This window comes from Oscillibacter valericigenes, from assembly GCF_016902445.1.
In the GTDB taxonomy this organism is placed as follows: Bacteria; Bacillota; Clostridia; order Oscillospirales; family Oscillospiraceae; genus Oscillibacter; species Oscillibacter avistercoris.
On record NZ_JACSNX010000005.1, the window covers coordinates 119743 to 138676 of the forward strand.

25 protein-coding genes are annotated in these 18934 nt (G+C 64.0%); 10 read left to right on the forward strand and 15 right to left on the reverse strand.

Features of this window, described 5'->3' with window-relative positions; genetic code table 11:
• Positions 1 to 29 precede the first annotated feature (29 nt).
• The gene (locus tag H9X91_RS05950; RefSeq protein WP_295690798.1) at positions 30 to 497 is read right to left on the reverse strand and encodes a UvrB/UvrC motif-containing protein; all 468 of its coding nucleotides are present in this window, start codon (positions 495 to 497) and stop codon (positions 30 to 32) included.
• 141 nt (positions 498 to 638) lie between these two features.
• Entirely contained in the window at positions 639 to 1076 is a 438-nt protein-coding gene (locus H9X91_RS05955; RefSeq protein ID WP_207752558.1) for a CtsR family transcriptional regulator, read from the reverse strand.
• A gap of 302 nt (positions 1077 to 1378) precedes the next feature.
• Between H9X91_RS05955 and H9X91_RS05960 the strand changes: the two genes are divergently transcribed.
• The 5 genes from H9X91_RS05960 (at position 1379) to rsmI (ending at position 5783) form a co-directional block, all read left to right on the forward strand.
• Positions 1379 to 1552, forward strand: coding sequence for a DUF362 domain-containing protein (locus H9X91_RS05960; RefSeq protein WP_022290311.1), 174 nt, complete (start codon positions 1379 to 1381; stop codon positions 1550 to 1552).
• A 197-nt stretch (positions 1553 to 1749) separates the two neighbouring features.
• Positions 1750 to 3018, forward strand: coding sequence for a S41 family peptidase (locus H9X91_RS05965; RefSeq protein ID WP_243414444.1), 1269 nt, complete (start codon positions 1750 to 1752; stop codon positions 3016 to 3018).
• A complete protein-coding gene (locus H9X91_RS05970; RefSeq protein WP_204803523.1) occupies positions 3015 to 3794 on the forward strand; it encodes a TraX family protein in 780 nt (259 codons plus the stop codon). Before H9X91_RS05965 ends, H9X91_RS05970 begins: the two co-directional genes overlap by 4 nt.
• A gap of 424 nt (positions 3795 to 4218) precedes the next feature.
• Entirely contained in the window at positions 4219 to 4953 is a 735-nt protein-coding gene (locus H9X91_RS14590; protein ID WP_204803524.1) for a tRNA1(Val) (adenine(37)-N6)-methyltransferase, read from the forward strand.
• Positions 4950 to 5783 (forward strand): 16S rRNA (cytidine(1402)-2'-O)-methyltransferase, encoded by an 834-nt coding sequence (gene rsmI / locus H9X91_RS05980; protein ID WP_204803525.1) that lies wholly within the window; start codon positions 4950 to 4952, stop codon positions 5781 to 5783. Before H9X91_RS14590 ends, rsmI begins: the two co-directional genes overlap by 4 nt.
• A 67-nt stretch (positions 5784 to 5850) precedes the next feature.
• Here the strand turns inward: rsmI and H9X91_RS05985 are convergent, their stop codons facing one another.
• Entirely contained in the window at positions 5851 to 6093 is a 243-nt protein-coding gene (locus H9X91_RS05985; RefSeq protein ID WP_204803526.1) for an AbrB/MazE/SpoVT family DNA-binding domain-containing protein, read from the reverse strand.
• 208 nt (positions 6094 to 6301) lie between these two features.
• Between H9X91_RS05985 and H9X91_RS05990 the strand changes: the two genes are divergently transcribed.
• Together H9X91_RS05990 and H9X91_RS05995 are read left to right on the forward strand one after the other, a co-directional pair.
• The gene (locus H9X91_RS05990) at positions 6302 to 6880 is read left to right on the forward strand and encodes a spore maturation protein A (RefSeq protein ID WP_243414454.1); all 579 of its coding nucleotides are present in this window, start codon (positions 6302 to 6304) and stop codon (positions 6878 to 6880) included.
• Positions 6877 to 7398, forward strand: coding sequence for a spore maturation protein (locus tag H9X91_RS05995; RefSeq protein ID WP_204803528.1), 522 nt, complete (start codon positions 6877 to 6879; stop codon positions 7396 to 7398). The genes H9X91_RS05990 and H9X91_RS05995 overlap by 4 nt, the downstream gene beginning before the upstream one ends.
• Before the next feature lie 33 nt (positions 7399 to 7431).
• On the opposite strand, the gene H9X91_RS06000 is transcribed toward H9X91_RS05995, so the two are convergent.
• Genes H9X91_RS06000 through H9X91_RS06015 form a run of 4 tightly spaced genes read right to left on the reverse strand, consistent with a single transcriptional unit; the run spans position 7432 to position 10813 of the window.
• Positions 7432 to 8343, reverse strand: a complete 912-nt coding sequence (locus tag H9X91_RS06000; RefSeq protein ID WP_204803530.1) for a GerMN domain-containing protein — start codon at positions 8341 to 8343, stop codon at positions 7432 to 7434.
• Complete coding sequence (locus H9X91_RS06005; RefSeq protein WP_243414445.1) at positions 8340 to 9776, reverse strand: sensor histidine kinase; 1437 nt, start codon at positions 9774 to 9776, stop codon at positions 8340 to 8342. Before H9X91_RS06005 ends, H9X91_RS06000 begins: the two co-directional genes overlap by 4 nt.
• Positions 9754 to 10431 carry a response regulator transcription factor gene (locus H9X91_RS06010; protein WP_204803532.1) on the reverse strand — a complete coding sequence of 226 codons (678 nt, stop codon included), beginning with the start codon at positions 10429 to 10431 and terminating at the stop codon, positions 9754 to 9756. The genes H9X91_RS06005 and H9X91_RS06010 overlap by 23 nt, the downstream gene beginning before the upstream one ends.
• Positions 10409 to 10813, reverse strand: coding sequence for a ComEA family DNA-binding protein (locus H9X91_RS06015; protein WP_325193789.1), 405 nt, complete (start codon positions 10811 to 10813; stop codon positions 10409 to 10411). The genes H9X91_RS06010 and H9X91_RS06015 overlap by 23 nt, the downstream gene beginning before the upstream one ends.
• Before the next feature lie 130 nt (positions 10814 to 10943).
• Here H9X91_RS06015 and H9X91_RS06020 point away from each other — a divergent pair, with 130 nt between their 5' ends.
• Positions 10944 to 12323, forward strand: a complete 1380-nt coding sequence (locus H9X91_RS06020; RefSeq protein ID WP_204803536.1) for a D-alanyl-D-alanine carboxypeptidase family protein — start codon at positions 10944 to 10946, stop codon at positions 12321 to 12323.
• A 207-nt stretch (positions 12324 to 12530) separates the two neighbouring features.
• Here H9X91_RS06020 and H9X91_RS06025 read toward each other — a convergent pair whose 3' ends face one another.
• The 6 genes from H9X91_RS06025 to H9X91_RS06050 all read right to left on the reverse strand — a co-directional run bounded on the left by H9X91_RS06025 (position 12531) and on the right by H9X91_RS06050 (position 16340).
• Entirely contained in the window at positions 12531 to 13043 is a 513-nt protein-coding gene (locus H9X91_RS06025; RefSeq protein ID WP_204803538.1) for a nitroreductase family protein, read from the reverse strand.
• A 71-nt stretch (positions 13044 to 13114) separates the two neighbouring features.
• Positions 13115 to 13660, reverse strand: coding sequence for a hypothetical protein (locus H9X91_RS06030; protein WP_204803540.1), 546 nt, complete (start codon positions 13658 to 13660; stop codon positions 13115 to 13117).
• A gap of 12 nt (positions 13661 to 13672) precedes the next feature.
• Positions 13673 to 14113 carry a cell wall hydrolase gene (locus H9X91_RS06035; RefSeq protein ID WP_204803542.1) on the reverse strand — a complete coding sequence of 147 codons (441 nt, stop codon included), beginning with the start codon at positions 14111 to 14113 and terminating at the stop codon, positions 13673 to 13675.
• 140 nt (positions 14114 to 14253) lie between these two features.
• Complete coding sequence (locus H9X91_RS06040) at positions 14254 to 14622, reverse strand: DUF4180 domain-containing protein (protein WP_204803544.1); 369 nt, start codon at positions 14620 to 14622, stop codon at positions 14254 to 14256.
• A 130-nt stretch (positions 14623 to 14752) separates the two neighbouring features.
• Positions 14753 to 15892 (reverse strand): glycosyltransferase, encoded by a 1140-nt coding sequence (locus H9X91_RS06045; protein ID WP_204803546.1) that lies wholly within the window; start codon positions 15890 to 15892, stop codon positions 14753 to 14755.
• Between the two features lie 187 nt (positions 15893 to 16079).
• Positions 16080 to 16340 (reverse strand): TIGR03905 family TSCPD domain-containing protein, encoded by a 261-nt coding sequence (locus H9X91_RS06050; RefSeq protein WP_204803548.1) that lies wholly within the window; start codon positions 16338 to 16340, stop codon positions 16080 to 16082.
• Positions 16341 to 16540: 200 nt separating this feature from the next.
• Between H9X91_RS06050 and H9X91_RS06055 the strand changes: the two genes are divergently transcribed.
• A complete protein-coding gene (locus H9X91_RS06055) occupies positions 16541 to 16867 on the forward strand; it encodes a helix-turn-helix transcriptional regulator (protein WP_204803550.1) in 327 nt (108 codons plus the stop codon).
• Complete coding sequence (locus H9X91_RS06060; protein WP_204803551.1) at positions 16864 to 18270, forward strand: DUF2812 domain-containing protein; 1407 nt, start codon at positions 16864 to 16866, stop codon at positions 18268 to 18270. Before H9X91_RS06055 ends, H9X91_RS06060 begins: the two co-directional genes overlap by 4 nt.
• An 82-nt stretch (positions 18271 to 18352) precedes the next feature.
• On the opposite strand, the gene rplT is transcribed toward H9X91_RS06060, so the two are convergent.
• Both rplT and rpmI read right to left on the reverse strand, forming a co-directional pair.
• Entirely contained in the window at positions 18353 to 18703 is a 351-nt protein-coding gene (gene rplT, locus H9X91_RS06065; protein WP_204803552.1) for a 50S ribosomal protein L20, read from the reverse strand.
• Positions 18704 to 18735: 32 nt separating this feature from the next.
• Positions 18736 to 18933, reverse strand: a complete 198-nt coding sequence (gene rpmI / locus H9X91_RS06070; RefSeq protein ID WP_204803553.1) for a 50S ribosomal protein L35 — start codon at positions 18931 to 18933, stop codon at positions 18736 to 18738.
• Position 18934: the final 1 nt, after the last annotated feature.

Here is an 18934-nt window from a genome sequence, read left to right on the forward strand (position 1 = left end):
CTGCCTTCCTTTCTGTGGGAAAGTCCCGGTCACTTGTTGTTCTTCTGTTCCTTGTGGGCAGCCTCCAGGGACCTGATCTGGTCCCGCAGCTCCGCCGCCCGCTCGAAGTTCTCCTGGTGGACGGCCTTTTTCAGCTCCATCCGCAGGGCGTTCATCTGGCGCATGTAGGAGAACCGGCTCTGGTCCTCCTGGCCCACCAGATCGTCCTTCTTCTCCTGCTGGGGCTCCTGCTGCTGGGCGGGGGCCGCGCTCAGGGCCGGCATCTCTGCGAAGAAGTCGTCGAAGGGATCGTCCAGCATCCGGTTCATCCTGCCGAACAGGCTGGGCATGGGAGAGAAGAAATCATCGAAGAAGCTGTTGCCGAACAGGCTGTTTCCGAAGAAGTTCTGCATCATCCGGCTGCCGGCGTTGATCCGCTGGGTGTAGCCCAGCTTCTCCGCGCAGTCGCTGCACAGGTGCTTTTCCTCCACATGGCCGTTCACATTGCTGCGATACACAAAGGTAACCTCATTCTTACCACAATTTTCACATTTCATAAATCAATTCCTCCAATCCAATGGAATGTGTGTCCGGCTGGGGTCAGCCGGTGTGTTCTGTCTGATTCTGCCCCATTCGGCGGGGCGTGATGTCATCCGGCGCTACACCTGCAGGATCAGCACCTGCTTCATGATGTCCGCCCGGACGGTGTCCCGGGTCTCCCGCGGGACTGCGGCCAGGGCCTTGTCGCTGACGGCGGCCAGCAGGCTCCGGCCCGCGTTCTGCTCCAGCGCGCCGGCCTGGACCAGATTGCTCAGGATGGCCCGGGCGGAGGCCAGGTCCACCTGGCTGCCCAGGGTGTTGATGACCTGCATCAGCAGCGTCTGGCGGTCCACCCGCACCCGGGTGATCCGGATGTAGCCGTTGCCGCCCCGCCTGCTCTCCACGATATAGCCTCGCTCCGGGGAAAAGCGGGTGGACATGACGTAGTTGATCTGGCTGGGCACGCAGTTGAACCGCTGGGCCAGATCGCTGCGCTGGACCTCCAGCACGCCGTCATCCGCCTCCTCCAGACTCTCCTGCAGGAAGCTTGCGATCAAATCGGAAATCCCCACTTGTTGTCCCGTCCTTTCTGAAAAGCCGCCATCGTTTGACTTTGACTTTCTTTAACCTTTTGTTCTGGACTTAGTATACCACGAACCGTCAGAATGTCAATGGGTATTTTTTGACTTTCTTTGACTATTTGGAAAACATTTTGTGAACAGTTAGCGTTGACAAACTACACTTTTGGAATTTTTTCCGTATTTTTTGAAAATTTAACGTCACGATTTTAACGGCAGGCACTTGCATTTTTTCATTTGTATGCTACAATAGGGATACAATTCTGATGGAGGTGCTTCCCATGGCTTACAAAATCACTTCTGCCTGCGTGAGCTGCGGCTCCTGCGCGGACGTTTGCCCCGCCGGTGCTATCAGCCAGGGCGATGACCAGTATGTCATCGATGCTGCCGCTTGCCTGGACTGCGGTTCCTGCAGCGACACCTGCCCCAACGGCGCCATCGTCCCCGAGGAATAATCGAGGATACATAAAAGGTCCGCGAGCCAAAGCTCGCGGACCTTTTTGTTTCCCGGAAACTGTAAGAGATCTGTAAGGAATTTATCCGCAAAGCTGTAAGAGTTCCGTGTTATCCTGGCTGTGTTCCCCCGGGGGTAAAGAAAAGCGCCCTTCCCTCCCGTTCTATGGGGGACAGCCGACTTGAAAGGAGACACACGATGAAACAGCTTTGGAAACATCTGCTCTCCGCCGCCCTGCTGCCCTGCCTGCTGGCGGGGTGCGGCGCCCCGGAGACGCCGGCGGAGTCCGGCAGCTCCGCGGACCGCCTGCTGGGCCTGACCCAGGAACAGCGGCTGGAGGACTACGACTACCTGGTGCGGACCCTGGCAGACAGCTACCTCTGCATGGGCGTCCGGGACCGGGACAACACCGGCGACCTGTCGACGGACATCTTTCAGGAGTACCGGGAGCTGATCCAGGAGAGCGACAGCGACGAGATGTTCTACTCCGCCGTGTACAGCGCTCTGTTCCGGCTGGGGACCTACGGCCACCTGCAGATCGTGGAGCCGGACGCGTACCGGTCCTGCCGCCAGGCTTACGAGGACGACAGTCCGGCCGATCGGGCCCACTGGCGGGAGGTGCTGACGGACCCGGGGACCGTTCAGGGCTATGAGAAGCTCCAGGCCCTGCTGGACACCATGGGGGCTACGGACTCCAGCGCCGCTCCGGACGATTCAGGGGAACCCGCCGCCAATCTCCACACCCTGATCCTGCCTGGCGGGGACGTGGGGTATGTGAAGATCGACCGCTTCCCGGCGGAGCACGAGGATGCATACGAGGCGGACCGGGCGGCGCTGTGGGCGTTTTACCAGCAGGCGGCGGACTGCACGGACCTCATCATCGACCTGACGGACAACTCCGGCGGCAGCGAGGTCTACTGGCAGCAGCTGCTGGCGGCGCCCCTGACGGACCGCCCCCTCTCCTGCACCCACTACACCCTGCTGGCGGACAGCGCCAACAACCACCCCTACATCGAGGATGCGTTCTCCCCGGAGGAGCTGCACCCCATCGCCCAGCTGCCGGACCTGCCGGAGCTGGAGCGGGACGGCATCCAGGCCGCCACCCACTTTGTGGAGAGCACCCTCTCTGTGGAGCCGGCGGCGGAGCGGGCCCCCTTCCATGGCCGCATCTGGGTGCTGGTGGGGCCGGCGGTGTACTCCGCCAGTGAGTCCTTCGCCGTGTTCTGTCAGGAGACGGGCTTTGCCACCCTGGTGGGCAGCCCCACCGGCGGCGACGGCATTGGGGCGCTGGACCCGGTGTTTCTGCAGCTGCCCAACAGCGGCATCCTGGTGCAGTTCACCATGATGTTCGGCCTGAATTCCGACGGCTCCAGCAGTGAGGAGGCGGGCACCACGCCGGACATCCTCTCTCCCGCCGGGGAGCCGGCTCTGGTGACGGCCCTGCGGGCCATGGAGGGGGAGACATGACCGGTCTCTGTCTGAAACGCCCCCTGGGCGGGCTGTCCCTCAACCAGCTGAAGGCCGCGGCGGTGGCGGCCATGGTGCTGGACCACATCGCCTATGCCTTCGTCCCCGACGGGACGCTGCCCGCGATCCTGCTGCACACCGTGGGCAGGATCACCGGCCCCACCATGTTCTTCGCCGCCGTGGAGGGCTATCACCATACCCGCAATCTGGACCGGTATCTGCTGCGGCTGGCGGCGTTCGCCCTGGTCAGCTGGTTCCCCTTCCTGTACTTCCGCGCCGGCGGGGACCTGTCGGCCATCCAGCTGATGCGGCCCAACGTGATCTTCACCATCCTCCTGGGGGTCCTGGCAATCCGCGTCCGCAGGAGCCGGCGCCTTGGCGCTGTGTGGAAGGTCCTGCTGATCCTGCCGCTGCTCATCCTGGCGGTTCCGGCCGACTGGGGCTGCACGGGGGTGGTCATCATCCTGACCTTCGACTACTATCACGGCAGCTGGCGGAATCAGGCCTTCGCCTACAGCCTGGTGGTCCTGCTAGACATGGGGGTCCTCTCCCTGCTGACCGCCCCCTTCTTCGGCCTGTTCTACGACCACGTCTTTGCCATCGGCTGGGAGCTCTACGCCTATTCCATCGAGTCCGTAGGGGCATTCCTGCCGCTGCTGCTCCTCTCCCGCTACACAGGCCGGCACGGCACCCAGGGCGGCTTCTCCAAATGGTTCTTTTATGGGTTCTACCCCCTCCACCTGCTGGTCCTGGGCTGGCTCCAAGTCGTGCTGTAAGCAGCGCCCCACGATCGCCAGGCCAGCGCGTAGCGAAGCGGAACGCGCGGAAAGAAAAGCAGCTCAAATGCGTCCTTGCACCCCGACGCCCTCCGCACCATCCGCCACGGGACGGCAGTATCGACCTCGCAGAAGGCCATAGCGTGCCCGAAGGCCAGGCAAAATCGGAGCAGGCACCAATACGCCGACCCCCGTCGCGCGCGGAGGGCCACTGCACCGAAGCGCGCCAGGCGCCTTTTTCTCTTCCACCGGGCGCGGCGCATTCTCTTTTTGTCAAGAACAAAAAGAGAATGGGGGGCGCATCTGCCCAGCCATCCCCATGGCTGTCATTCCCGCGTCCAATGGGACGCACCCCCATCCCCCCATTGCAAGAACGCCGTTCTTCCATTATAATAGTATGGATATCATCCATGGAGGGATCAACTTGCACCACTGGGAACCCCTCTGCCCGGGCGGGCTGTCCTTCGTCTGCGACGACCGCCTGTTCCGCCCCGGCACCGACTCCTTCCTGCTGGGCGGCTTCCCCCGGCTGCGGCCGGGCCTCCGGGTCTGTGACCTGGGCAGCGGCACCGGCCTGCTGGGCCTTCTGCTGCTCCAGCGCCAGCGGGAGCTGTCCGTCACCGGCGTGGAGCTGCTGCCTGAGGCCGTCCAACTGGCGGAGCAGGCCGCCGCCCGGAACGGATTGACGGACCGGCTGACCTTTTGCCAGGGGGACCTGCGGGACATCCGGGCGCTGCTGCCCGCCGGGAGCTTCGGCCTGGCGGTGTGCAATCCCCCCTACTACCCCGCCGGGTCCGGCCGGCTGCCGGAGGCGGAGGCCCTCCGCGCCGCCCGGTCCGAGACCGGCTGCACGCTGGAGGACGTCTGCGCCGCCGCCGCGTATCTGCTGCGGTGGGGCGGCAGCTTCTGCCTGGTCCACAAGCCGGAGCGGCTGGCGGACCTGTGCTGCGCCCTCCGGGCCCGGGGGCTGGAGCCCAAGCGGCTGCGCCTCGTCTGCCGCCGGGCGGGGGACGCCCCCTCCCTGCTGCTGTTGGAGACCCGCCGGGGCGGGCGGCCGGGGCTGGACATCGCCGCCCCCCTCTGCCTGGAGGACGGCGCGGGCCGCCCCACGGCGGAGCTGGACGCCATCTATTTCCGAACAAAGGAGACTGACCCATGAGCGGAACGCTGTATCTGGTGGCCACCCCCATCGGCAACCTGGGGGACTTCTCCCCCCGGGCGGTGGAGACCTTGGAGACCGTGGACTTCATCGCCGCGGAGGACACCCGGGTCTCCGTGAAGCTGCTGAACCACTTCCAGATCAAAAAGCCCCTGGTGAGCTATCACGAGCACAACCACGTCACCGCCGGGCAGGCCATCCTCCAGCGGCTGCTGGCGGGGGAGTCCTGCGCCCTGGTGACGGACGCCGGCACCCCGGCCATCTCCGACCCGGGAGAGGACCTGGTGCGGCTGTGCGCAGAAAACGGCGTGGAGGTCCTCTCCATCCCCGGCTGCTGCGCGGCGGTGAACGCCCTGGCGGTCAGCGGCCTGCCCACGGGGCGGTTCACCTTTGAGGGATTTCTGACGGTCAACAAAAAAAGCCGCCGGGAGCGGCTGGAGTCCCTGAAGAACGAGGAGCGGACCATGGTCTTTCACGAGGCGCCCCACAAGCTGCGGGCCACCCTGGGGGACCTGCGGGACACCTTCGGCCCGGACCGGAAGGTCGCCCTGTGCCGGGAGCTGACGAAGCTCCATGAGGAGACCCGCCGCACCACCCTGGGGGAGGCGGCGGACTACTACCGGGACCACGACCCCAAGGGGGAGTACGTGCTGGTGGTGGCGGGCTGCCCGCCCCGGGAGACTGCCGCCCTCACGGCGGAGGAGGCCGTGGAGCAGGTCCTGCGGCTGGTGGACCAGGGAGCCCGGCTGAAAGATGCCGCCCGGGAGGTGGCGGAGCACACGGGCCTTTCCAAAAATGAGCTGTACGCCGCCGCCCTGGACCGGCGGTGAGGCCGGAGAATCAAAAGACGCCTTGCGGAAAATTCCGCAGGGCGTTTTTTCGCTGGAGCAGGGGCTCTCAGAGTTCCTTCAGTTCTTTCAGGCACTTGGGGCAGATGTTCTTTCCCTTGAATACCACAATGTCCTTGGTCGTGTCACAGAAAATGCAGCTGGGCTTGTACTTTTTCAGAATGACGGACGAGCCCTCCACATAAATTTCCAATGCGTCCTTCTCTTCGATATCCAAGGTCCGGCGCATTTCGATCGGAAGCACAATTCGACCCAGTTCATCCACCTTTCTGACGATTCCTGTTGATTTCACAATTTAACTCCTTTTTCAGCGTTGGCCTTTGGTCCATTTATATGAACATAACACAGCCCGTCATATTTTGTCAATTCAAAACTGGAAATAAAAATAATTTTACAATTTACCGTATTGTGTCTCAAGTCCCAATCTGTTTCCGGCCCGGCTGGGCGCACCTGCGCCCGCGCCGGCAGGAACGCTGCAGGCAGGAGGAATGACCGTGGCAATGACTTGGATCTGGACCGGGATGGTGGTGCTGTCCCTGGTCTTTGGCCTTCTGACCGGCCGCCTGGACGCAGTGGCGGATGCCGCCATGGACGGCGCCGCCTCTGCCGTGGAGCTCAGCGTCTCCATGGCCGGCGTGCTGTGTCTGTGGAGCGGCGTCATGGAGATCATGAACGTCTGCGGCCTGTCCGCCGGACTGGCCCGGACCTTCCGTCCCATCCTGCGGCGGCTGATGCCCCGGGCCAGCCGGGATGAGAAAACGCTGGCGGCTATCTCCGCCAACGTGTCCGCAAACCTGCTGGGCCTTGGCAACGCCGCCACGCCCCTGGGCATCCAGGCAGCCCGGCGGATGGCCCGGGGCTGCGGCGGCGTTGCCAGCGACGAGCTGTGTCTGCTGGTGGTGCTGAACACTGCCTCCATTCAGCTGCTGCCGGCCACCATCGCCTCCGTCCGCAGTGCCAGCGGGTGCGAAACGCCCTTTGACATCCTGCCTGCGGTGTGGCTGGCCTCTGCCCTGTCGGTCCTTGTGGGTGTCACGGCCGCCAAGCTGCTGGCCGCCGCCGGGAGGTGCCGGCGATGAATCTCAGCTCTCTGGTGATCCCGGTGCTGCTGGCAGGGGTGGCCGTCTACGGTATGGGGCGGCGGGTGGACGTCTACGGCGCCCTGACCCACGGCGCGGAAGAGGGGCTCACAGTGCTGCTGAAGGTCCTGCCCGCCCTGGTGGGCCTGCTGACCGCTGTGGCCATGTTTCGGGCCTCCGGCGCCCTGGAGTGGTTCACGGGCCTGTGCGCCCCGGTGCTGGAATTCCTGGGCATCCCGCCGGAGGCCACGCCGCTGATGCTGGTGCGCCCCGTCTCCGGCAGCGGAGCCCTGGCTGTGGGCACCGACCTCATCACCACCTACGGCCCCGACAGCTACATCGGCCGGGTGGCCGCTGTAATGCTGGGCAGCACCGAGACCACGTTCTACACCATCGCCGTGTACTTCGGCTCCGCCGGGATCATCCGCACCCGCCACACGGTCCCGGCGGCCCTGGCTGCGGATCTGACGGGATTTCTGGCCTCGGCCCTTGCGGTGCGGCTGTTCTTCGGGGCATAAAAGGAGCGGGACGGCGGTCCGTCCCGCTCTGATTCAGTTCGAGGCCGTGTAGGGTTCCATCACGGAAACGCCGCCATAGACAGCCGCGTATTCGCCGTCTACCAGATAGCGCACCTCTGCCACGGAGCGCAGGGACAGCAGAGATTCCGCCAGTGCCCGGAGCGCCAGGCCCAGATCTGCGTCCTCCGACATCCCCGGCAGTGCCGCAGTGGGCAGGTCCACATAGCAGGTGTTCTCCTCCTGCCGGACCGAGGTCACCTGGAACCCCTCCGGCAGGGCGGAGCGGAGCTCCTGGTCCTCTGTGCTGTTCAGCAGCGCCTTGACCACGGCGCCCACCTGGGTATCTCCCTCATACAGATCCAGCGTCATCTCCTGCGGGACCAGCCGTCCGCTCTCATCCAGCAGATACAGGGTGGCCGGCAGGGGGCCGACCACGTCCTCGTTGCTGGAAAACAGCACGTCCCTCGCGGCAAAGATCTGCCGGTCCCGGTAGGACAGCTGCTGTCCATGGACGGTGATGCTGACGGCGGAGACCTCCGGCAGCTGGGTCAGTGTCAGGGTGATGGAGTAATCCGCCAGAGCCAGCGACACGCCGGAGAGATTCCGGTAACGGGAGGACAGGTCCACCTTGGCCCTGCCGCCGTCCAGCTCCAGAGACAACAGCGTGGTATCTTCCGGGATCACGCGGACCAGGGTTGGGTCCTCCGGTCCCGCCAGCAGCGCGTCCATCAGCCGTTCCGCCACGGACAGGGCGCTCTGCGTCTCCTCCGCCTCCAGATGCAGCTCTTCAGCCCGCAGCGCATCCCCGCCGGGGGCCGCGGACAAGTCCGCTTCCCGGAAATACAGATCATAGGTCTCGCCCCGGTCCGCGCCGTATGGGCTGCCCCAGCTGAGGGCCGCCAGAAAAGCCGCACACAGCAGCACTGCGATCAGGCGCTTTTTCATGGCTGGGTCCCCCCTTCCCGCCAGGGCCAGCGGACGGTAAAGACCGCGCCGCCGGACGGCCGGTTGGCCGCCGTTACCGTTCCGCCCCGCCGCTCCACTGTATCGCTGACGATGGCAAGTCCCAGGCCCGTGCCGCCGGCGGCACGGGAGCGGGCCTTGTCCACACGGTAGAACCGCTCAAACAGCCGGGGCAGATCCTCCTCCGGGATCCCGGCGCCATTGTCTTCCACCGTCAGCACCACCTGGCCTGCCTCCCGGAACAGAGAGACCTGGACCGTGCTGCCGGACGGGCTGTATTTCACGGCGTTGTCCGTCAGATTGTAGATGATCTGGTGGATCTCGTCCCGGCTGGAGAGCACGGTGCAGGTCCCCTCGGACCGGTAGGTCAGCTCCGTTCCCTTCTCCTGGGCCACCAGGCTCATCATCCGCATCACCTGCTCCAGCACCGGCAGCACATCCACCACCGCCGGCGGGTCCAGCACGCCGCTGTCCAGCCGGGTCAGCCGCAGCAGGTCCTCGGTGATGCGGGAGAGGCGCTCCGCCTCCTGCCCGATGTCCGTGACGAATTCCCGTGTGGTCTCCGGGTCGATGTTGTCCGTCTGCAGAATGGAGTCCGTCAGAAGGCGGATGGCCGCCAGAGGCGTCTTCAGCTCGTGGGAGGCGTCCGACACGAAGCGCCGCCGGGCGTTCTCCGTGGTCTGGAGACGGTCGGTCAGGCTGTTGAACTCCTGGGCCAGCTGGGCGATCTCGTCATGGCCCCGGACCTCCGCCCGGTGGCTGTAGGCGCCCTCCCGCACCTGGCGGATGGCGGTGAGCAGCCGGCCGATCTTCCGGGTCATGGCCCGGGACAGCAGGCCGCTGAGACCCAGCATCACCACGGCGATGCCGGCGGAGAGCCGCAGCAGATTGCTCTGCAGCCCCTCCAGCAGGGCGGCCTGCTCCGTATCGTACTCATAGGCGTAGACGGCGCCGATGATCTGGTTCTGGTACAGCACCGGCGAGGCTGCCCGGCTGCGGAACGCGCCGCTCTGATAGCTGCTGGAGAACATGTCGTTCCCCAGCAGGGCCTGGACGATCTCCGTGTAAAAGCTGTACTCCCCCAGAGCGTCATTGGTCTCCCGGGTGTCGTAGAGGACCTTGCCGGCGCTGTCCGTCACCAGGATGCGGCTGAGGCCTGTCTCCTCCACCACCGCCATGGCCTGGGCCACGTTCTCCTCATTGAGCCGGTCCAGGCCGGAGAGGGAGTAGACCATGACGGACACGCTGTTCTGCAGGGACGTCTCCTTGGCCCGGAACACCAGGTCTTCGGACACCAGGATGGGATACGTGTTCAGCAGGACCAGCACCGCCGCCATGATCAGGATGTAGCTCAGGCTGAATTTGACCTGCAGGCTGCTCCAGAGCCTGCCCTTATCCTTTGAAATAGTACCCAACTCCCCACTTGGTCATGATATACTCCGGCTCCGCCGGGTTTTTTTCCAGCTTTTCCCGCAGGCGGCGGATGTGGACGTCCACCGTCCGGTAATCCCCAGCGTAGGTATAGCCCCACACCACGTTCATCAGGTTCTCCCGGCTGTACACCCGGCGGGGGTTGCGCATCAGCAGCTCGATCAGGTCGTATTCCTTGGCGGTCAGATCCACTACCTTCCCGTCCCGGACAGCCACCCGCTCCTCCGTGTTCAGGGACAGGTCCCCCGCCGTCAGGACGGTCCCCCGGCTCCGCTGGGCCCCGGCGGCCCGCCGCAGCAGCGCCCGGACCCTGGCCTTCAGCTCCAGGATGTTGAAGGGCTTGGTGACATAGTCATCCGCTCCGCACTCAAAGCCCATCAGCTTGTCCGCGTCCTCGCTTTTGGCAGTGAGCATGATGATGGGCACGTTGGAGAACTCCCGGATCCGCAGGCAGGCCTCCTGCCCGTCCAGCTCCGGCATCATCACATCCAGAATGATCAGGTCGTAGCGGCCGTTCCGGGCCATCTCCACGGCGGTGGCCCCGTCATAGGCGCACTCCACCTCGTATCCCTCGTTCTCCAGATTGAATTTCACGCCCTTGACCAGCAGCTTTTCGTCATCGACCACCAGAATCCTCATTTGTCATGTCTCCTTCGTTGTCCACGGTGATGCGGTCCTTCAGCTCTGCGAACTTCGCCTCGCCGATGCCGCTCACCTCCATGATCTGTTCAATGGTCCGGAAGGGGCCGTTGGCCTCCCGGTACGCGATGATCCGCCCGGCCAGGCTCTCTCCGATGCCGGGCAGCGTGTCCAGCTCCTCCGCCGTGGCAGTGTTGAGATCCACCGGCGGGAAGTCCGGGGCGATCTCCTCCCGGGGGACCTCCACCTCCGTCTCGATGACGGCGCCGGGGATCCGCTCCTGCCGGTCCTGGGCGGACAAAACCGCCAGCGTGCACAAAAATGCCGCCGTCAGGCCCAGCAGAATGATCTCACTTTTCGTCGGCTTTCCCCATCTACTCACTGTTGAACTCCCACCTGTTTTTTGGTATACTAAGAGTTGAACTGTCGAATCGCGGCGTTTTTTGCCGCCGCTTTGAAACGGATACGCTTCACGATACATTCTATTATAACATAGATCACAGGAGTTTGATATGAAAACACGCCGCTTTTTCTCTCTTTTTTTCCTGCTGGTCCTGATGGCCAGCCTGGTCCTTACCCCTGCGTCCGCCGCGGACGAGGAAAGCGGCGTCACGCCCCCGGAGCTGCACTGTGAGGCGATGCTGCTGGTGGATGCCAACACCGGGCGGATGGTGTACGGCAAAAACGAGCATGAGCAGATGTACCCCGCCAGCCTTACCAAGATCATGACTGCCCTGCTGGTGCTGGAGGCAGTGGACAGCGGGCAGCTGTCCCTGGACCAGCAGATCACCGCCACGGAGAGCGCCATGGAGGGGCTTGCGGCGGACGGCAGCACTGCCGGCATCCAGGCCGGGGAGATCCTGACGGTGGAGCAGCTGCTGCAGTGCATGCTGATCGTCTCCGCCAACGAGGCGTGCAATATCCTGGCGGAGCAGGTCAGCGGCAGCGTGGATGCCTTCGTGGATGCCATGAATGCCAAGGCAGAAGCTCTGGGGTGTGAGGGCACTCACTTTGTCAATGCCACCGGTCTCCATGACAGCCAGCACTATACCACCGCCTGGGACCTGTATCTCATCACCAAGGAGGCCATGAAGCATGAGGACTTCATGCGGATCTGCGACACCGCCCGGGCCACCATCCCCGCAACCAACCTCAGCGAGGAGCGGAACCTGTACACCACCAACTATCTCATTGATACATGGCGCTCCCTGGGCTATATCTACTCCAATGCTCACGGCATCAAGACCGGCTCCACCGACGAGGCGGGCCATTGTCTGGTGTCCTCCGCCACCGAGGGCAGCCTGTCCTTCATCAGCGTGGCGCTGGGCGGTCCCCGGGAGACGCTGGCGGACGGCGAGATCCGCACCTACAGCTTTTTCGATACCCGCGAGATGTTCAAATGGGCCTTCCAGAACTTCTCCTATCAGACGGTGCTGGAGGAGACGGAGCTGGTGAAGGAGGTCAGCGTGGCGCTGTCCAAGGTGGATCACGTGTCGGTCCACCCGGCATCGGATGTGGAGGTGCTGCTGCCCAACGGCACGGATCCCGCCTCTCTGAAGCGGACGCTGGACCTGGAGAGCCCCCTGGACGCCCCGATCACAGAGGGGCAGGTGCTGGGCACCCTCACCCTCTCTCTGAACGACGAGGTAGTGGCCACAGTGGATCTGCTGGCCTCCCATGACGTGGAGGCCTCCGGCCTGCTGGTGTTCGGCCGGAACGTGCAGAACTTCTTCAGCTCCACCGCCGTGAAGGTGGTCGGCATCGTGCTGCTGGTGCTGGCGGCGGCACTGGTGCTCTGGAAGCTGACGGTGGGCCGCCGGCGCTACCGTTACGGCCGCAGCGTCACCCGCCGCAGCGGCGGAGGCGGCTATCGGGGCCGGAGACGGAGATAAGGCAAGCAAGGACCTGGGGCGCTGCCCCAGGTCCTTGTTTGCAGATAAGAGTTTGGAACGAGGAGATAGGAGCTGCGGTGTTCCGCCGCCGGCGGAACGATTTCAATTCGTCCGGCTCCGCCGGACACCACAACTCCTATCTCATATCTCATATCTTTTATCTCTGTAAAAAGAGGGAACAGGGGCGCTTGCCCCTGTTTCCTCTTTTTACAGGTATTTCACCAGCTCCTCCATGGGCTTGCGGTCTGCGTGCAGGCGGGAGGGATGGGCCCCCTCCGCCGGGTAGCCCAGGGGCAGCAGGGCGATGGGCACCAGGCCTTCCAGCTCCGGGAAGGCGGCGCGGAGCTTCTCCGGCTCAAACATCCCCACATAGGTGGTGCCAAGTCCCAGGTCCGCGGCCTGGAGCATCATCTGGGTGGCGGCGATGGCAGCGTCGATCTCGCCGTGGTCCTTTCCGTCGGTCTCCCGCTTCCAGGAAACGGCGGGATCATAGGCCACAACCAGCATCACAGGCGGGTGGAAGTGGGCGCCGGTGCAGCCGTCCACCTTCTCCAGGGCCTCGGGACTCTGGAGCACGAGGATCCGCTGGGGCTGAAAGTTGTGGGCGGTGGGGGCGTTGCGGCCGCTCTCCAGCACGGCGGACAGCTTCTCCGCCTCCACGGGGCGGTCGCTGAATTTCCGCAGAGAGTACCGCTCCGCGGCGAGCTTTGCAAAATCCATGGGGATGCTTCCTTTCTGATGTAGAGATATCTGGATTCTAGCACATCCCCGCGGCCGCCGCAACTGTTTTCTCATGTCCGCCGATCCGGCGTCCAGCCGCTGCGGAGGACCTCGTCGCAGATGTCCCGGCAGCGGGTGTCATAAAACTCAACGAATTTCAGGGAGTAGATGTCCGAGACGATATAGCGGTCCCGGCCCTCCTGGTAGATGGTCATGTAGTCATTGCCCACGTCGTACAGGATGCCCTCCCAGGAGGTGGTGTTCTGGGTGCCCACCAGGAAGGTGGCCACCACGTAGTTGCCCACATATTTCTGCAGCATGGCCTTCAGAGAGCCCCGGTAGGCCTCCTCCGTGGAAATGGGGTCTGTGACGACTTCACTGGGCAGGCCGTTCCGCAGATCCAAGGAGCCCAGCTGCTGAGGCCCCCGCTCTTCCGCGGTGGTCAGCCGGTCCATGGGCCGCCCGGCGCCGGTGACAGAGCGGCCGGGCGCCGGCAGAGCGGCAGATTCCCCCGTCAGGGGGGCGATCTCACCGGACCAGTCCACGGGGCCGGGCGCGGCCGGGACCGCAGGCGGTGTCATGGCCCGGCCATTGTACGAATTTTGATAGTGTGCCATATCCAACACCTCTCAAGTCTGATAATACGCATCGGTTGGGTTATAGAAACAGTGGTCGCCGATCCGGGTCTGCCAGTATCCCACCTCCGAGGGGAAGAAGGACCGACAGGTGGGGCCGAAGGGGTTGTAAAACCATAGGGATTCCGCCACATCCGGCAGCCGGTTGCCCGCGATGGCCCAGTCGGCGATGTCATAGTGGATCTGTTCCGGTCTCATGTTGTAGATGTTCTGGGGGTTGTAGGCGCCGCCCTCCGTCTCGCTGGCGCAGACGAACTGATAGGGCTGGAAGATGATGTTGCGGATGCTGCCCTGCCCGACCCGGGCGTACTCCCCGCCTTTGGCGTGGACCCGGTTCATCACCACGCCGGCCACCGCTTTCATGCCGTTCTCTCCCTCTCCGCCCGCCTCGCACTGGATCAGGCGCGCCAGCAGCTCCCGGTCGGAATATGCCATTGCTCGATCACTCCTTGGTCGGGGCCTGCCATACGTACCAAACGCCGGTCAGGGCGTTTCACCATCAGGGTATGCGAAAGCGCCGCCGCTGGTGCCAGCGGCGGCGCGTGACGGCGCTGTGGGCGCGGGCGGCCGGTCCGTCACCCGGCGTCCCGCAGTTTTTGAAGGGCCGCCTCCTGCGTGGAGACGAAGAAGAAGTCCCGGCCCCGGTTGGACTCCCGGATAAAGTCCTGCAGCGGCTTGCTGGTGTATCCGGTATAGTCGCCGTAGATGGCCGCTTTGAACCGGTAGTTGATGAACTTCTGCAGGATCTCCCCCGCAACGCCGGTGCTGAGGATAAAGAAATCCCCGCACAGTACCTCTTTGTCGATGGCCAGCCGGGAGATCCCCGTCTCATACCGGATGGACATGGCCAGGTCCAGGGCGGAGGACGCGTCCCGGATCTGCGCCGCGCCGCCGGAGATCACGGCGATGCGCGTCCCGTCCCGTTCCACGATCTCATAGGGCATTGGATCACCTCCTGTTCTGATCAGATCTTGGCAGCACCTCTTCCGGACAGAGGTGTTGCCCTTCATGCGATGCGTCCGCATCGCAAAACGGCGGCAGCGAAGCCGCTGCCGCCCGTTGTGTGTTCTGTGTTTACGCCCGGGTCCCCCGCTGCTCGGCGATGGCCTGGCGGAACATCTCCTCCGTCCTGCGGATGGACTCCGCCAGGGAGTACTGCTTGGCGTGCTCGGCATAGCGGCGCTCCATCTCCTGCCGCTCCGCCGGGTGCTCGATCCACCAGTCGATCCGCTCCGCCAGGGCGTCCGTATCCCCGGCGGGGAACAGGCTCCGCCCGTCCAGGGCGAACTGGGGGGTGGCGGACCGGGGGGAATCGGCGATCACCGGCACCAGGCCGCAGGCGAAGGCCTCCATGCAGCTCATGGCCTCGATCTCCGCGTCGGAGGTATGGACGTACAGGTCCGCCATGTGGAGGATCTCCAGCAGGCGGGCGGGCTCGTAGAAGCTCATGACGATGGGGTTGGGGAGCTTCTCCGCCAGACGCCGGTACTTCTTCTCCAGGGGCCCCTTCCCCGCCAGGATCACCTGGATCTCCTGGGCGTGGCGGGACTTGGCGCAGGCCTCGATCAGCTCGTCCTGGCGTTTTTCCCCGGCATAGCGGCCCACCATCAGCACGTTGAAGAACCCCTGCATCCAGGGCTCCTTCTCCTGCTTGCCGTAGGTGTACTCCGGGCTGATGCCGTTGGAGATCACGTGGAGCTGGGCGGTGTACCCGTGGGAGCGCAGCTGGTCCGCGATCATGTTGCTGGGGCAGTGGATGTGGGTGAAGCGGTTGAAGAACGTATCCCGGAACCGGTTGTACACAAAGTCGTTGACCCGCCTGCTGTTGCCCAGGTGCAGGGTGAAGGTGATGTTCTCCGGCTGGCAGTGGAAGGCCGCCGTGTGGGGGATGCCCAGCTTCTCCACATGCTTCAGGCCCATGATGCCCAGGGGCGAGGGCATCATGAAGTGCACCACGTCCGCCCAGGCCGCCGCCTTTTCAAAGACGTGCTTGTTGGGAATGGCCAGCCGCATGCCCTGGCTGGTGATGAGATGCTCCACCACCGGGAAAAACTTCATCTGCCGCACGGCGTATTTGTAGTCAGCGGGCTTGCCGGTGGCGATGACCCGCACCTCGTTGCCGCTGGCCTTCAGGGCCTGGGCAAAGCGCCGCGCGCTGATGGTGGTGCCGTTGTTGGCGTCGTCAAACTGGTCGATGACCAAAACGATCTTCATAAACGTCTGAACCGTCTTTCTTTGGTTTGGCGGCAGCTTTCCCCGGCTGCCGGCGATTTATTAGTGTACCATGTTTTTTCCGGCTTGTCCAGGGATTTTCTGTCCCCCTGCCGGCGGCGGACGCGTTCCTGAACGATTCCGAAACGAAACCGCGCCGCACGGCATTTGCCGTGCGGCGCACAAACTCTCACTGCTTCTGCTGGTTCAGCCAGGCCTCCAGCCCGCAGGCCAGCTGATCCGGGCAGGAGGTGCTCTTGGCACCGCAGCGGATGCCCTTCAGACGGTGGACCGCCTCCTCCGCAGTCATGCCAACCACCAGGGCAGAGATCCCCTGGAGGTTGCCGCTGCAGCCGCCCAGTGCCTCCATCTTCTGAATGACGCCCTGGTCATCCAGCTCTACACGCATCTCCCGGGAGCAGACGCCCTGGGGCCGAAATGTATACGTCATGGTCTTTCTCTCCTTTTTTCCATGGGATTACGGGCTTAGCATACCACACCCCGCCGCAAATGACAAGGGGGATCCCTCCCGGCCGGGCGCCGGAGCCTGCCGTTTCAGGCCGGTGCATTTTCCTCTTGACAATATCGATATTCGATGATACTCTGTTCTCAGAAGAATATCGATATTCGAGTATGAGGAGGTGACGCCCTGTGGCCCGGGAGAAATTCCAGACCCTGACGGAGCAGATGTTCTACATCCTGCTATGCCTGCGGCAGGAACGGTGCGGTGCGGACGTGATGGCCTGGATCAGCGAGACCACGCATCAGCGGGTGGCGGTGGGGCCGGGGACCCTCTACAACCTGCTGGAGCAGTTTCTGCAGGCCGGGTACATCCGGGAGACGAAGGTGGAGGGCCGGAAGCGGAGATATGTCATCACTTCCGCCGGGCAGGATGCATTGGAGGCAGAGGTCCGGCGGCTGCGGACGCTGGCGGCGGATTATGAACGGCTGGCGGAGACGGAAGGAGGCGCCCTATGAGGAACACGAAGCGGGAGTGGATGCCCCTGTACGGCTTTCTGGACCGGAAGCGGGTGACGGACCACCTGTCGGACATGGCCGCCGGGGGCTGGATGCTGGACCATCTGAGCAGCTGGTCCTGGCGATACCGGCGGACGGAGCCGAAGCGGCTCCGATTCGCCGTCACCTTCTTCGCCGGGGCCGGACGGTTCTCCCCCACCCCGGCGGAGGGGCTGGACACCTTCCAGGACTACTGCGCCCAGGCCGGGTGGCACACGGCGGCCAGCTTGGACCAGGTGCAGGTGTTTTACAACGAAGACCCCGACGCCGTGCCCATCGAGACAGACCCGGCGGCGGAGCTGGAGAACATCCGCCGGAGCGTTGGAAAGCCGATGGTCCGGAGCTATCTGGCACTGCTGCTGATCTGCCTGCTGGAAGTAGCGCAGCAGTGCTGGCAGCTCCTGCGGGACCCGGTGGACACCCTGGCCAACGCCAACGGTCTCCTGTCATACACGGCCTACCTGCCCCTGCTGGTGCTGATCTTGGCGAGCCTGGTCTCTTACCGCCGCTGGCTCCGAAGGGCCAGCGCCGCCGCCGAGGCGGGACTGCCCCTGCCGGACCTGCGGAGCGCCCGGGGGCTCAGCGTCCTGGTGATCGTCTGGTCGGTGCTGCTGATCGTGGGGGTGTTCGCCTCCCTCAGCCGGTCCGCCGGGATGGTGCTGCTGACCATGGGGATGCTGCTGTTTCTGGCCCTGACCTGTTTCTTGGCCGACACTGCCCGGAAATCGCTCCAGCACCTGCGGTGCCCGCCCTGGGCCAACGTGCTGGTGATGGCAGGGATCTGCGTTGCCATGTTCGTGGGCGGCATGGCGGGGCTGTTCGCCCTGGTGATGCACAATGCCGGCACCGGCTGGCTGGAGGACCGCCCGCCGGCGGAGACCTACACCTATCACGGCATGACCTGGTCCGTCTACCACGACCCCATCCCCCTGCGGGTGGAGGATCTGGTGGAGGTGGACTACGACCGCTGGTCCACGGAGGCGGACGTGGACCGGTCTCCCCTGGCTGCCCACGGGGAGTACCGCCAGGACGCCCGTCTGGGTGATGGGGACCTGCCGGAGCTGCGCTATGAGATCGTCACGGTCCAAAATTCCTTCCTCTATGACCTGTGCAAATGGGACTTCATCCAGTGGGTGGAGCGGGACAATGATCAGCTGCCCGAGGAAGACTGGGACGTCTACCAGCCCGTGGACCCCGCCCCCTGGGGCGCGGAGGAAGTTCTGCAGCGATACCGCTCCGGAGAACCGGTAAACCAGTTCCTGCTGTGCTGGCCCGGCCGGATGGCAGAGGTCGATCTCCCCTGGGACTGGGACCTAACGGCTGGCCAGATGGCCCTCATCGGCGAAACGCTCCGGGAGGCGTGACCGGCACACGCTTCCGGCGAATACGCAAAAACAGCGCCCTCCCATACGGGAGGGCGCTGTTCAATACTTCGATCCGCTTGCCTTACGCCTTCTTGGCGATCTCGGTCAGCTGGGTGAAGGCGGCGGCGTCGTTGACGGCCATCTCCGCCAGCATCTTCCGGTTGATCTCGATGCCGGCGACCTTCAGACCATGCATGAAGGTGGAGTAGTTCATGCCGTTCAGCTTGCAGGCGGCGGAGATACGGGTGATCCACAGGGAGCGGAAATCACGCTTCTTCAGCCGGCGGCCGGTGTAGGCATAGCTCAGGGACTTCATCACGGCCTGGTTGGCCACGCGGAAGTGCTTGGACTTGGAGCCCCAGTAGCCCTTCGCCATCTTCAGGATCTTATTTCTTCTCTTGCGCGTCATCATTGCGCCCTTAACTCTAGCCATTTGAAAAACCTCCTATTTGAACGTCTCGTGTCTTACTTGTAGGGGATCATCTTGCGGATCGCATCCACATTGGTGGTATCCGCATAGCCGCCGGCACGCAGACGACGAGTGCGCTTGGTATCCTTCTTGGTCAGGATGTGGCTCTTGAACGCTTTGGCGCGCTTGACCTTTCCGGTCTTGGTCAGGTTGAATCTCTTCTTTGCACCACTGTGGGTCTTCAGCTTCGGCATA